Raw genomic sequence first — 13,742 nt, 5'->3', positions numbered from 1 at the left:
TATATGAAAAGACGCGAATTACAGGCGGGCAAACCCGGGAATTTTTTTGCCCCGCTGTCCGTTGCGTCCTCTGACTGGTCGTGCGAGGACGCCTCGGTTCATCACAAACGCGCCATCTCGTCGTTCGCGTTAAGTACGTCAACCCTAAGTACGCCAACCGTTGGGCCGGAGGAGCATGATGAATTCACTAACCGACCGCACGTCGGTCTCGCGGCGCCGCACGCCGCTCAATCGTTCGCAGATCGCAGGTTTTTGGGGGGCGTGGGCAGGCTGGACGCTCGACGGGATGGACTCGTTCATCTACGCGCTCGTGTTGACGCCGGCCTTGACCGAACTGCTGCCGCGCTCGGGTTATGCGGCGACGCCGGCGAACGTCGGCCTGGCCGGGTCGATCCTGTTCGCGCTGTTCCTGGTCGGGTGGGGGCTGTCGTTCATCTGGGGGCCGCTCGCCGACCGCTTCGGCCGCACCAAGGTGCTGGCCGGCACCATCTTCACGTTCGCCATTTTCACGGGACTCGCGGCGACTTCGCACAACGTGTGGGAGCTCGGTATCTATCGCTTCATTGCAGGCGTCGGCATCGGCGGCGAGTGGGCGCTGGCCGGGACCTATGTGGCGGAGGCGTGGCCGGAGGATCGTCGCAAGATGGGCGCCGGTTATCTGCAAACGGGCTACTACGCCGGGTTCTTCCTTGCGGCGGCGCTGAACTACACGGTCGGCGTGCATTACGGCTGGCGCGCGATGTTCCTGACCGGTGCGGTGCCGGTGGTGGTCGCGATTCTGATCCTGCTGCGGGTGAAAGAGTCGGAGAAGTGGGAGAAGGCCGAGGCGCGCACCGTGCGCACCAAGCCCTTGCGCGAGATCATGGGACCGGCCTATCGACGCCGCACCTGGGTCGCGTGCATTCTGCTGACCATCGCCATCATCGGGCTGTGGGCGGGCGCGGTGTACGAGCCGTCCGCCGTGATTCAACTGGCGACCAAGGCCGGCATGGCCAAGAACGATGCGATCAGAACGGCGTCGCTGGCCACGGGGCTCTTGTCCATCGCGACGATCCTCGGCTGTCTCGCGTTACCGCCGCTCGCTGAGCGGATCGGCCGCAAGAAGACGCTGGCGATCTACTTCGTCGGCATGGCGGTGGCGATCGTCGGCAGCTTCGGCTGGGCGTTTTACTTGCCCAATGGGCTCGCGCCGTTCATCGCGTGGCTCTTCGTGCTGGGTTTCTTCGGCGGCAATTTCGCGCTGTTCAGCTTGTGGCTGCCGGAGCAGTTCGAAACCCGCGTGCGGGCGACGGCGTTCGCGTTCTGCACGTCGTTCGGGCGGTTCGTCGGCGCGGGCGTCAACTTTCTGCTCGGCGCGGCGGTGCTGCATATGCATACGCTCGGCGTGCCGGTGGCGTTGACGGCGCTCGCGTTTATCGTCGGCCTGTTCGTGATTCCGTTCGCGCCGGAGACGAAGGGCGAGGTTTTACCGCAGTGAGTTTGGCCGTTTGGCTGAGTGGCGGGTGGAGTTGCCCCTGCGCATTATTGCGTGGGGTCAACGTCCGCGAGTAGGGGCGATTGCCGAACACTTCTGGTTTTGACGAGACCCGCGTCGTTTTCGTGAAAGCAGCGAGCGAAAGTCGCAGCACTGGACTGGAGACGACGTTGTATCTGTTGAGCTCCACAAAAAACGCGCTGAGACTGGCGAGATCAATCGCACAGTTACAGGCGCGTGGCGTATTGTCTCGTGAGCCAGTGGATGATGGTCCAACGGAAAATACGAAACCGGGCCGTAAGGTCTTTCCGACCGGGCACGGCGTTTCTGGCCTTGACAGCGGCGACGCGTCAATAAGGCGTGACACGAACTTCATGAGTGGCCGACTTTTAGCGCCGCTTCCATCTCAATCCACCTGGCGCCGCACGCGCCCGCCAGGACGCAGCACCGAAAGCAGCGGCCACCCGAGATTCACCCCCAGACTGGCGACCACGATCAGCACCATGCCCGCCAGTTGCGGCATCGACAGCGCCCGTCCATACACGACGGCATCGACCACGATCGCCGTCAGCGGATACACGAACAGCAACACGGCGATGATCGGCGTGCTCAGCTTGGGCAACGCGCCGTAAATCAGCACATACGACAGCCCCGTATGCAGCACGCCCATGCCGACCAGCCAGAACCACTGCATCGGGCCGATATGCACGGCAGTGAGCGGCGCGATGAACGGCAGGCAGACCACACCGACCGCGCACTGCGCGAGCGTCAGCAGATGCGGCCGCAAATTGCCGAGCCCTTTGGCGATCAACGTGACGCTCGCGTACAGCACCGAACCCACCAGTGCTTCGCCGATGCCGATCAGATAGCTCGTATGGCCCTGTAGATTCTCCGTGGCCGCGACGCCCGACGCGAGCACGAGTCCCACGAAAGCGGTCGCGATCCAGCCGAGCCGGTCCAGGCCGAGCCGCTCGTTGAACAATGCCGCGCCGATCAGCACCACCCAAAACGGCTGCACGTGAAACACCACGGTCGCAACGGCGATGCTGGTGCGATGAATCGCATCGAAGAAACCGACCCACTGCGTGACCATCAGCACGCCCGTAATCAGCGCCAGCGTGACGGTGCGTCGAGTGAAATGCGCGCGCGTGAAGAAGCCTTTCCACGCGCAATACGCGGCGAGCGACAGAAAGCCGAACAGGCAGCGAAAGAATACGAGCGTGAGCGCGCCGAGCCGCGCCTCCTCGACGAAGACCCCGAGCGTGCCCATCAAAAGCCCGCCGCTGGCCAGCGTGATGGCGCCTTGTTGACGTTGGGTGAGGGACATGCGCAACGGCTCCGCGAATTGATGTGATGAGGTGATGCCCCGAGTATGGCGCGGCTTGCACGGCACCGACAAACGAATTAAATTGAGCAATTCCATAAGTTGGATTGATAAATCATGCACCCCGAATTCGACGTCGATCTGCTGCGCACCTTCGTCGCGGTGGTGGAAACGGGCAGCTTCACGAAGGCGTCGACGACCGTGCATCGCTCGCAGGCGGCCGTCAGCATGCAGATCAAGCGGCTCGAAACCATGCTCGGCACCACGCTGTTCGCCCGCAACACGCGCAATCTGTCGCTTACGCGGCCGGGCAATACGCTGCTCGAATACGCGCGGCGCGTGCTCGCGTTGCATGAGGAGGCGTGGTCGGCGATCGTGCGGCCGGAGGTGACGGGGCGCGTCGTGCTCGGCGCGCCGGACGATTACGTGTCCTCGCTGCTGTCGCCCGTGTTGCGGCGCTTCTCGAATCTGTATCCGCACGTGGAGATCGAAATCGTCTGCGCGCAGAGCACGTCGCTCGCGCCAATGCTGGCCGACAACAAGATCGATCTCGCTTTCGTCACGCGCGACCGCAAGATGCGCGGCGAATTCGTGCGCAGCGAGCCGATGGTATGGGTGGGGGCGTCGGTGGATACGCCGGTGCTGGCGGTGTCGCCGCTACCGGTGGGGCTCTATGAGCCGGGCTGCGTGGCGCGCCAGCATACGCTGGCCGCGCTCGACGGCGCGCGGATTCGCTACCGCGCGGCATTCAGCAGCGCGAGCCTGATGGGACTGGTGGCGACCGTGGATGCGGGGTTGTCGGTGATTGCGCTCACGCGTTGCAGCGTGCCGCCACGGCTTACGATTCTCGGTGAAGCGCAAGGCTTGCCGAAGATCGCGCCGCTGGAAATCGTGGTGGCGCGCAGCGCCAAATCAGATCGACCGACCTGCGATTATCTGGCCGCGCAGATGATGCAGGATCTGTCGCTGCGGCCTCAGGCTCAACCGCGAGCGTAAGCCGTCACCTCGCCATCCACTGCGAGCCGCACCTGCTCCCCCGGCCGCGGGCAAAGATAACCCGGCACGCGCGCGCGCACCATCGTCCGCATGTCGGAATGCAATTGCAGCGCGACGCCCGCGTCCTGCCCCTGAAAGATCACTTCCGTGACGACTGCGTCATAGGCTGCCGCGCCGTCGGGCATCGTTTCTTCGGCGCGCAATAAGCGGATCTGCTCGGGCCGCACCATCACATCGACAGCACCTTGGCCCATCGGTCCGGACAACGCCAGTTCGCCCAGTTCACAACTCACGCGATCCTGCCTGACCATGCCCGGCAACAACACCGCCTCGCCGACGAACGATGCCAGTTCACGCGTCACGGGCCGCCGATAAAGCGTCTCCGGCGTCGCGGTCTGGATCAGCCGGCCGTTCCACAATACCGCCACTTCATGCCCGAGCGACAACGCCTCGGATTGATCGTGCGTGACCAGCACGGCTGTCGCGCCGGTCGCGGCCAGCGCGCTGGCAACCGCTTGCCGGGTTTCGAGCCGCAACGCGGCGTCGAGCGATGAGAAGGGTTCGTCGAGCATCACCAGCGTAGGCGACGGCGCGAGCGCGCGCGCCAGTGCGACGCGTTGCTGCTGGCCGCCCGACAACTGCTGCGGCGCGCGTTCGCCGAAGTTCGCCGGCAAGCCGACCAGTTCCAGCAACTCGGCCACACGATGCCGCGCGCGCCGCTGTGCGCGCGGCAAGCCGAACACGATGTTGTCCGCCACCGATAGATGCGGAAACAGCGCGCCTTCCTGCGGCACATAGCCGATGCGGCGCTGTTCGGATGGCACATGCAGGTCGTCGCCGGCCACGCGGCGGCCGTCGATGTCCACACTGCCGCCATCCGCGCGTTCGAAGCCGCACAGCAGGCGCAGCAGGGTGGTCTTGCCGCTGCCCGACGGGCCGAGCAGCGCCAGCAGCGTGCCGCGTTCGACGGACAGATCGATGCCGTGCAGCACCGGCGTGCCGTCGAATGATTTTTGCAGCCCGCGGATACGAAGTTCGCTCATGAAAATCCGATGGTAAAAGCGCGGCGCGTCAGCCGCGTTCGCCGAGTAGCGCCGATTTGCCGAGCAGCGCGAACAGCAGGCCCGAGGCGAACAGCGAAATGCCGGTGAGTAACGCTGCGTAGGGCGCCGCCGCGGCGAACGCCATCGTCGAGGTGTCGGCCCAGACCTGGGTGGCGAGTGTTTGCGTGTCGAGCGGGGAGAGCAGCAGCGTCGCGTTCAGTTCGGTGACGACCGAGATGAACACCATCGCCGCGGCCGCGCCGAGTCCAGGTCCCGCCAGCGGCAACACCACACGGAACAGCGTCTGCGACCAGCTCAGGCCGAGCGCGCGCGCGGTCTCCTCCAGACGCGGCTGGGCCTGCATGAAGGCGGCGCGCACACTGACCAGCGCCAGCGGCATGAACAGCATGGAGTAGGCGATCACCAGCAGCGTCGCGCTCTGATAAAGCGGCTGCAGCGCGTGCACCGCGAGCGACACGATCGCCAGTGCGATCACCAGACCCGGCACGCCTTGCGCGAGAAACACGGTGCGTTCGAACAACGTCGCGAAACGGGTCGGATAGCGCACCAGCAGGAACGCGAGCGGCACGACCAGCAAGGTGGTCAGCAGTGCGGCGGCAAGCCCGAAACCGAGCGACGAGAGCGTGGCGTTGAACAGCAGTTCGGGCGACACATCCACCGGTGTGACGGCCGCCGCGCCCGGTTGCGTGAGCCAGTAGCCGATCATGCCGAGCGGCACGCCGAGCGTGGTGATCGACAGCAGCGCAAAGCCGGCGACGACGATCCAGCGCCATACGCCGAGTTCATAGCGCAACACCGCGCGACGTGTGCCGCGATCGACGCGTTCATAACGCGCCGCGCCGCGCACGCGAAACTCGAATGCCAGCACGATCAGGCAGATCACGATCAGCAGGCACGCGAGCAGCGAAGCGCCGCCGCCATCGAAACTGGTGCGGAATTCCGCGTAAATCTGCGTGGTGAACGTGTGAAAACGCAGCAGCGTAAACGCGCCGAACTCGGACAGCACGCCGAGCGCGACCAACAGCATGCCGCCGAGCAGCGCCGGACGCAGTTGCGGCAGCACCACGCGAATGAAAGTGGTCCAACGGTTGCAACCAAGTGCGCGCGCGCTTTCTTCGAGCGCCGGATCCATGCCGCGCAACGCGGCGGCGACCGGCAGATAGACGAGGGGAAAATACGCACAGCTCAGCACGAGCAGCGCGCCCGCGAAGTCCTGCAAATCCAGGCTCAGCGACACCCACGCATAGCTCGAGATGAAGGCGGGCATGGCGAGCGGCGCGGCGCTCAACACAGCCCATGCGCGGCGTCCCGGCAAGTGCGTGCGTTCGACGAACCACGCGGCGGCCGTGCCGATCACGGCGGCGACCAGTGTGGTCGAGACGGTGATCATCAACGTGTTGACCAGCAGTTCGCCGACGAGCGGCCGGAAGATCAAGTCGATCGCCTCGCCGACGCCGAAACTCGCGGCGCGCCAGAACGTAAACGCAATCGGCAGCAACACCAGCAAAGCGCTGAGTGCTGCTGCCGCGAACAGTCCGCGAGGCGCGCGCGAACGGGCGCGCGCCGGGACAGTGGGGACAGCCGGTGGTCCGGCTGACAAAGCTTCGCTCATTACAGCAGGCCTGCCTGGCGCAGCAGCTTGCCGGCCTGGCTGTCGTCGCCGAGTTGCTGGATCGTCAGCGGCGGCGGGCTGAGTTCGGCGAACGGCTTGAGGATCGGATCCGGTGCGACGCCCGCGTGCAGCGGATATTCGAACATCACGTGGCTATTCGCCATCAACTGTTGCGCGCGGTCGCTGACCAGGTACGCGAGAAACTTCTGTGCGCCGTCCGTGTTGTGCGCGGACTTCAGCACTGCGGCGCCCGATACGTTCACGGCCGCGCCGGCGTCGCCGTTGCCGAAGTGGTAGATCGCGCTGCGAGTTTTGCCGTCGCCGAGTTCGGCATGCAGGCGCGCCCAGTAGTAGTTGTTGATCAGACCGGTCGCGACACCGCCGCGGTTCACGGCGGCGACCACGCCTTCGTCGTCGTCGAAAATCTGCGCGTTGGCTTTCAGGCCCTTGAGCCATTGCACCGTTTGCGCTTCGCCCTTCAGCGCGAGCACCGCGGAGACGAGCGGCAGGAAGTCGCCGTCGCTCGGGGCAATGCCGATCTTGCCTTTCCATTCCGGCTTGGCGAGATCGAACAGCGATTGCGGCAGTTGTGAAGCCTGAACCTTGGTGGTGTTGTAGGCGAGCACGTTTTCACGCGCGGTCACCGCGACCCATGCGCCGGTCGGCGAGCTGAAGCGCGCCGGCACGGTGGCGAGCGTCGAGCTGTCCACTTTGTTCAGCAGGCCTTTCTCTTCGAGCAGCATCAGCTCCGGCGAGTTTTCCGTGAAGTACACATCGGCGGGCGTGGCCGCGCCTTCAGCGACGATCTGCGCGGCCATCGCCGGGCCTTCGCCGTTGCGGATCTTCACCGAGATGCCCGATTGCTTTTCGAAGTCCTTGGCGAGCAGATTGACGACCTGCTCGTGCTGCGCGTTATACAGCGTGATCGACGCGGCCTCGGCCGCCGACGGCACCGTCGCGAAAGCGGCCAGCGTGAGGGCGGCCGCGCTGCCCAGCGTATTGGCCAGCGTATTGGCCAACACACGCAGACGAGTGCCAAACAAGTTGTAAGCCATGATCCAGAAGTCCGTTGTGATGTTGTAGTTGATCTGTGTTGTGTCGACTGCGTCCGCTTTACGTCTCGAACAATCCCGCGCCGATATACGAACCCGGCTTCGCGCCCGGCGGCACGGCGAAAATCGCGCTGCCGACGTGCGTCGTGAACTGGTTCATCATGTCGAACTTCGCGAGCCTGTCGTTGATCGGAATGAAGCCGCTGCGCGGGTCGCTCTGATGCGCGATGAAAATCAGGCCCGCGTCGTACTCCGTTTCCTGGCGCCACGGCGGCCAGCGCTCGATGTAGAAGTTCGTGCCGTCGTTATACGAGTACGAACGCCGCAAAATCTGCGCGCCGTTGTTGCTCGCCTGATTCGACAGACGCACGTGCGAGTTCTCCGGAATCACCGGATTGCCGTCCTTGTCCTCTTCCTTCAGGTCCACGGCGTCGAACTCGTTCTTCTTGCCGATCGGCGCGCCGCTGTACTTGTGACGTCCGAACACCTGTTCCTGGAAGTCCAGTTCGGTGTTGTCCCAGTGCTCCAGCGTGATGCGGATGCGCCGCACGACCGTGTAGGTGCCGCCTTCCATCCACGGCGCGTCGGCGCTCGCGCCGGCCCACACGAACTGGTTCATCAACGGCGGCTTGGCGGTGGACGGATTGTTGGTGCCGTCCTTGAAGCCCATCAGATTGCGCGGCGTCTGACCGCGCGGACCCGACAGGAAACCGGACTGGCCCCAGCGCATCGCCGCCGTGCCGTACGCGAGGCGCGACAACTGGCGAACCGCGTGAAACGCGACCTGCTGATCGTTCGCGCAGGCCTGGATATACAGATCGCCGCCGGTTTTTTCCTTGATCAACTGGTCGCCGTTAAAGCGCGGCAAATCGACGAGCGCGGCGGGGCGGCGCGCGGCGAGGCCGTAGCGATCCTTGCCCTCATGCGTGAAGAGACCGGGGCCGAAGCCGAAGGTGATGGTCAGCCCGCAGGGGCCGAGGCCGAGCACATCGCCGGAATCGGGCGCGGCTTTGTTGTCCGCGGCATCGCCGGTCGGCAGCGGCGCGGCCGTGCCGCCTTGCGTGAGACGCGCGGCGGCGTCGGTCCAGGCGCGCAGCAGCGCGATCACGTCCTCGCGCTTCTCGGTGGTGAGATCGAGCGCGGCGACGTAGGTGTGACTTTGCTGCGGCGTGACGATGCCGCCTTGATGCGTGCCGTAAAACGGCTCGACGGCGAGTTGCGGATCGGCGAGAGCATGCGGCTGCGTTTTGCCTAGCGCGTTCTGCGATGTCGCGAGACCCGCGCCGAGGCTCGCGCCCGCCGCGACCGCGGCGCCGCCCGCCTTGAGAAACCCGCGCCGTTTGGGGCGCGGGGGTTGATCGTTTGCCATGGTTACTTCACCTTCGTTCGGCTTTGGAATGTGCAACTTACTTTGCGAGCACCAGCGTGTTCACGTCGTCCTGCACGTAGTAGAAACCGTCGCCTTCAGGCGTCATCGCGAGACCGAACAGGTCGCCGTTGCCCGGGGGCGATTGCGCCTTGTCGGTGTCGATCCAGCGCGCGTAGATCTGCTTGCCGCTGGCCGGATCGATTTCGACGATCTGGCCGTTCAGCGCGTTGGTGACGAGCAGGTGGCCGTTGGGGGCGGTCACCATCGCGAGCGGCCGGTGCAGCAGGCCGTCGGCGGTCAGTTGACGGCCGACGCCCGCGCTGGTGTCGCGCGTCATCGGTTCGTCGATTTCGGTGATGCGATTGCCGATCGCGTCGGACACGTACAGCAGTTTCTGATCGGGCGAGAGCGCGAGTCCGGTCGGGCCGACGAGGAACACGCCCTTGTCCGCCTGCGCGCCGAAGCCGCTGCCCACCACTGTTTCTTTCTTCACGACCGGCGGCTTGCCGGCCGGCACGTCGAGATCCAGACGCAGCACGGTGGCCTGCTTGAACACCGGCGGATTGCCGTCAGCTCCGCCCACGCCGAAGCCGGCGTTGCTGACGAACAGCGTGGCGCTGCTGCCGTTGTCGACGACCGCCATGTTGCCCCACGGATCGTTGATGTTCGGGCTGCTGATGGTCGAGGCGACCTTGCCTTGCGGATCGATCACGATCAGGCAGCCGGCGCCCTTGGTGCCGGTGGTGCCGTCGTTGCTCGGCGTGCTGCCGACGATCACATAGCCGGACTTGAGCATCGTCATCGCGGTCGACAGGCCGATGCCGCCAGGGCATTCCTTCAGATCGCGCGGCACCGTCGCGAACACCGTCATCTCCCTGGTGTCCGGGTGATAGTTGATGATCGTGCTGCCGGTGCCTTGCAGATTGGTCGAGTTGTTGAAGTTGCCGACCAGCACGTCACCTTGCTTGACCGTACCGGCCGTGACCGGCGCGACCACCACCGCGTACGGATTCTGGTCGCCGTTGCCAGGCACCGTGTTGATCAGCGTGGTGTGGTGCTTGACGGTTTCAAGGAAACCTTGCGGATCGGCGTGCGCGCTGCCGGCGGTCGCGAATGCGGCCGCGCTGACAGCGGCGGCGATCAGGGCCCGCGCGGCGCGAGGCGAAAACCGGCGCGTGGGAGTGTTCACGATTGAGCCTCCGTGCCTGCGCACAAAGCGGTGGTTGCGGTCATGATCGAAAGCATGGGATTCGATTGGGTCGGTAGCGTGTGAATGGGGCGCGGACGTCATCAGAAGTTGATGTTGGTCCGCACGCCGATGACGAACGTGTTGCGCAGCGGCTGCGTCGGATCGTTCGGATTCTGGCCGGCGCCGGCGTTGAACGTGTATTGCGCGTCCGCTTGCAGTTGCCACCACGGATTGACCTGGTACTGGTACGTCGCCTCGAGCGTGGTTTCGCTGGTGCGTATGCCGTACGGACTGTTGCTGAATGCCCGCGCATCCGTATCGAGGCCGTTCACGTGATTGCCGACCTTGATGTAGGTGAGCGCGAGGCCGACGCTGTCGTTGTCGCGGCCGGCGAACGGCGCTTTCATCACGACGCCGAGGTTGGCAGCGAGACTCACCAGGTTGCGGTCGCCGGGCGCGCCCATCACGCGGGCAAAGACGCCGATGCTGCGCGGCTCGTCCGGGTCCGGACGCCAGATCATCTGGTCCGCCACGGCGTAGAAGCTGTAGTCGCCGTGATGATTCTGGGCGATGCCGCTGCTGGCCGGATTGGCGAGCGACACGCCGGTATTGTCGTAGCGCTGATCCGCGAAGCTGCCGTTGTTGTACCAGACACCGAGCTTGTAGGTGCCGGGCAAACCGCCGCCGCCCGCGCCGACCATTTCGCCGTCGGCCGGCTGGTTGATCGCGTACTGCAACTCGCCGATGAACAGCGTACTGTTGTGCAGGTTGAAGTTAGTGCCGCTCTTGTTGTCCGGGTTGTTGCCGAGCGGGTCGCCGTCGTACACGCCGGCCAACGCCGTCAACGCAGGCGTGATCTGGCCGCGCACGCGCACGCCGAGGTCCGACAGCGGATACGCCGGGCCGCCGGACGGCATGTCGTACGAGGGCAGGGCCGGCCAACCGAACATCGTGTTGACGAACAGCGCTGAGTACTGACTCGTGATGAACTCCTGGTCGATACTTTGCTGACCGATCTTTACGTCGATGCGCTTGTTCAGGAACGACTGCTGATACCACAATTCCCATAGACGGGTTGCGTCGTCGGCTTCGATGCCGCTCGCCGTATTCAGCGTGCCGAGCTTGTTGGCGCTGAGGTTGGCGCCATGGATCTGCAAGGCGCTGACGTTGAACAGGCCGCCCGGCAAACCGAACGCTTTTTGCGTGTCCAATTGCACGGTGCCCGTGGTCAGGCCGTCGTAGTCGGCGCCGCGCGCGAGACCGCCGCGCAGGTTGGCGAGCACTTCGCTGGTTTCGGTGAGCGTGAAGGTCACGCCGTATTTGCCGAGCCACGGGCGCAGGCCGCCTATGTCGCCGAGCATCTGCTGTCGATTCCAGAAGCCGGTCCACTGGTTCGTCTGGGTCGCCTGAATCTTCAGGTCGGCCTCGGGCGCTTCCGGCGCCGCGTCGGGATTGGCTTCGGCCATGGCGGCGCCAGCTGTCAGCGACGCCCACGCGAACGCCGTGCAAAGCGCGGCACGCCGCATGGAGGGCAAACGCGAACGGCGCGTGGTGTTGGCGCGCGGCACGGAATCGCGAAACGGACGGGCTGCTACGCCGGGTCCGCTGAAATGGGCGAACTTCATCGAAATCCTTATTGGTGTTGTATCGACCGATTTGAACCATCGCGGCGCATCGCCGCATGCCCGCGATTTGCTGCATTGGTTCGCGACGCCAACTGCAGCAGATTGCGAGATCGTACGCATGCGGATTTGGTGCGTCAACACAAATGAGAACGATTCGCATCAATATTACTGACATATAACTTTGCTCTTTACGTACTGCCACTAAACGGCATTTGCACGTAATTTGCAGAGAATGGGAACGTAATGAATCTGTATGGTGGTGGTCGTATGAACGCGTTCCGGGGTGGGGTGTCGAACTCGCACGAGTACCCGAAACGCCAATACAGGAGGTGGATATGAACAAACGCAGAGTGTTGATTTCGTTGCTGGCGAGCGGCGGTTTGCTGGTGAGTGGCGTCTCGAATGCGCAGCTGAATCTCAAACAGTTCGGCATAGGCGGCGGCGACAGTTCCGCGGGCGCTGGGGCGACGGCGTCGTCGGGCGGCGTGTCGCAACTGTTGCAGACCTACGTGGGCGCAAACCAGCAGGTGCTCAGCGGTCAGTCGAGTCTGGCCTCGGCGATGGGGATGAGCAGCGCGGCGGGGCAGGCGCAGCAGGCGGCGGGATTGTTGAGCGGCGGCACGCCTTCGGTGAGTCAATTGACGCAGATGGGCAGCACGCAGCAGTCGCTCTCGCAGACGCTGACCCAGGCCTTCGCTAGCCGCGCGAGCGGTGGTGCGTCGGCTACACCGATCAACAAGGAGGCTTTCACGGACGGCCTGTCGTCGCTCGGTAAAGGCGTGAGCCAGTATTCGAGCCTGCAGTCGGGGCTCGGCAGCATCGGGCAGATGAATCCGTCGTCGCTGCTGCAGGCCGGCATGAATCCGCAGACGGCGCAGAGCGCGTCATACATCGCGCAATCGGCGCCGGGGCAGTTGCAATCGTTGATGTCGACGCTGAGCTCGGCCGTGCAGTTCGCGTCGAGCCACGGCATCAGCGTGCCGTCGATTGCGACCTCGGCGCTAAAGGGCGGTCAATAAGAAACCGGTTCGGAAATGAACGCCGCCCTCGTTCGGGCGGCGTCGACCGGCGGCTACGAAAACAGGTAAAGGCCGCCACAGCGAGCGGACCACAAAAGCGGCTATGATCGATTTCCAAAACCGCACGGCGGCGCATCACCGATAAATGTCCTGTGTCCAAAACCATACCGGAACCCTGCCGATGTCTCACACAGTGAATCTGGACCACTACTTCGCCCGCATTGGCTATGAAGGCCCGCGCGCTGCAACGCTGGAAGTCCTTCAGGCGCTTCACCGGTTGCACCCGCGCGCGATTCCGTTCGAGAACCTGAACCCGCTCACGCGGCGTCCGGTGCAACTGGATCTCGAATCGGTCGAGCGCAAACTCGTCACCGAACACCGCGGCGGCTACTGTTTCGAACAGAACGCGCTATTCGCCAACGTGCTGATGCAGTTGGGCTTCGAGGTCACGCCCTTGCTCGGGCGCGTACTGTGGGGGCGCGAATCGGATGCGCCGCCGCCGCGCACGCACATGGTGTTGCGCCTCGACATCGAGAACGAAGCCTGGATCGCCGACGTGGGTTTCGGCAGCGTGACGCTGACCGCGCCGCTGCGGCTGACCGCGGGCCTCGCGCAGCCCACCGAACTCGGCACGTTCCGTCTCGCCGACGCATCGCGCGACGCGCTTTTTCTCGAAGTGCAGGCGCGCGACGAAAGCTGGGCGCGGGTCTACCGCTTCGATCTGCAACCGGTCGAGTGGATCGATTACGAAACCTCGAACTGGTACACGTCGACCTCGCCGGAAGCGATTTTCGCGAGCACGCTGATCGTGTGCCGCGTGCTGCCCGAAGCGCGGCTCGCGCTGCTCAACGATCAACTGAGCGAACGCGCAGCCGATGGCCGGCTCATCAGCGAGCGGCAACTCAGGAGCGCCGGCGAACTCGCGGCGTGCCTGCGCGATCAGTTCGGCTTGAACACCGGTGAGATCGACATCGCCGAAATTTTCGACCGCGTGCGCATGCCCGCGAAAACCGCGTAG

12 protein-coding genes are annotated in these 13,742 nt (G+C 64.6%); 5 read left to right on the top strand and 7 right to left on the bottom strand.

Features of this window, described 5'->3' with window-relative positions; all coding sequences use genetic code 11:
• Window positions 1-178: 178 nt before the first annotated feature.
• The gene (locus tag ACQKRQ_RS36755; protein WP_408314142.1) at window positions 179-1,477 is read left to right on the top strand and encodes an MFS transporter; all 1,299 of its coding nucleotides are present in this window, start codon (window positions 179-181) and stop codon (window positions 1,475-1,477) included.
• Between the two features lie 403 nt (window positions 1,478-1,880).
• On the opposite strand, the gene ACQKRQ_RS36750 is transcribed toward ACQKRQ_RS36755, so the two are convergent.
• Window positions 1,881-2,801 carry a DMT family transporter gene (locus ACQKRQ_RS36750; protein ID WP_427482525.1) on the bottom strand — a complete coding sequence of 307 codons (921 nt, stop codon included), beginning with the start codon at window positions 2,799-2,801 and terminating at the stop codon, window positions 1,881-1,883.
• A gap of 114 nt (window positions 2,802-2,915) precedes the next feature.
• Between ACQKRQ_RS36750 and ACQKRQ_RS36745 the strand changes: the two genes are divergently transcribed.
• On the top strand, window positions 2,916-3,794 hold the full coding sequence (locus tag ACQKRQ_RS36745) for a LysR family transcriptional regulator (RefSeq protein ID WP_132382771.1): 879 nt from the start codon (window positions 2,916-2,918) through the stop codon (window positions 3,792-3,794).
• Here the strand turns inward: ACQKRQ_RS36745 and ACQKRQ_RS36740 are convergent.
• From ACQKRQ_RS36740 to ACQKRQ_RS36715, 6 genes are all read right to left on the bottom strand, one after another.
• The gene (locus tag ACQKRQ_RS36740; protein WP_427482523.1) at window positions 3,779-4,837 is read right to left on the bottom strand and encodes an ABC transporter ATP-binding protein; all 1,059 of its coding nucleotides are present in this window, start codon (window positions 4,835-4,837) and stop codon (window positions 3,779-3,781) included. The two genes, ACQKRQ_RS36745 and ACQKRQ_RS36740, sit on opposite strands and share 16 nt — an antisense overlap.
• A 28-nt stretch (window positions 4,838-4,865) precedes the next feature.
• Window positions 4,866-6,470, bottom strand: coding sequence for an ABC transporter permease (locus tag ACQKRQ_RS36735; protein ID WP_427482522.1), 1,605 nt, complete (start codon window positions 6,468-6,470; stop codon window positions 4,866-4,868).
• Entirely contained in the window at window positions 6,470-7,525 is a 1,056-nt protein-coding gene (locus ACQKRQ_RS36730) for an iron ABC transporter substrate-binding protein (protein WP_427482521.1), read from the bottom strand. Before ACQKRQ_RS36730 ends, ACQKRQ_RS36735 begins: the two co-directional genes overlap by 1 nt.
• A 58-nt stretch (window positions 7,526-7,583) precedes the next feature.
• Window positions 7,584-8,891 (bottom strand): iron uptake transporter deferrochelatase/peroxidase subunit, encoded by a 1,308-nt coding sequence (gene efeB, locus ACQKRQ_RS36725; RefSeq protein ID WP_132382779.1) that lies wholly within the window; start codon window positions 8,889-8,891, stop codon window positions 7,584-7,586.
• Between the two features lie 37 nt (window positions 8,892-8,928).
• Window positions 8,929-10,080, bottom strand: coding sequence for a hypothetical protein (locus ACQKRQ_RS36720; protein ID WP_427482519.1), 1,152 nt, complete (start codon window positions 10,078-10,080; stop codon window positions 8,929-8,931).
• 101 nt (window positions 10,081-10,181) lie between these two features.
• Complete coding sequence (locus ACQKRQ_RS36715) at window positions 10,182-11,606, bottom strand: carbohydrate porin (RefSeq protein ID WP_427482564.1); 1,425 nt, start codon at window positions 11,604-11,606, stop codon at window positions 10,182-10,184.
• Between ACQKRQ_RS36715 and ACQKRQ_RS36710 the strand changes: the two genes are divergently transcribed.
• The 3 genes from ACQKRQ_RS36710 (at window position 11,545) to ACQKRQ_RS36700 (ending at window position 13,742) form a co-directional block, all read left to right on the top strand.
• A complete protein-coding gene (locus tag ACQKRQ_RS36710) occupies window positions 11,545-11,877 on the top strand; it encodes a hypothetical protein (RefSeq protein WP_243658570.1) in 333 nt (110 codons plus the stop codon). The two genes, ACQKRQ_RS36715 and ACQKRQ_RS36710, sit on opposite strands and share 62 nt — an antisense overlap.
• A 163-nt stretch (window positions 11,878-12,040) precedes the next feature.
• Window positions 12,041-12,724 (top strand): hypothetical protein, encoded by a 684-nt coding sequence (locus ACQKRQ_RS36705; protein ID WP_408178451.1) that lies wholly within the window; start codon window positions 12,041-12,043, stop codon window positions 12,722-12,724.
• Window positions 12,725-12,905: 181 nt separating this feature from the next.
• Entirely contained in the window at window positions 12,906-13,742 is an 837-nt protein-coding gene (locus tag ACQKRQ_RS36700; RefSeq protein ID WP_132382785.1) for an arylamine N-acetyltransferase family protein, read from the top strand.

The organism is Paraburkholderia sp. NPDC080076, from assembly GCF_050281145.1.
Taxonomy (GTDB): Bacteria; Pseudomonadota; Gammaproteobacteria; order Burkholderiales; family Burkholderiaceae; genus Paraburkholderia.
This window is presented reverse-complemented; position numbering and strand designations above follow the sequence as displayed.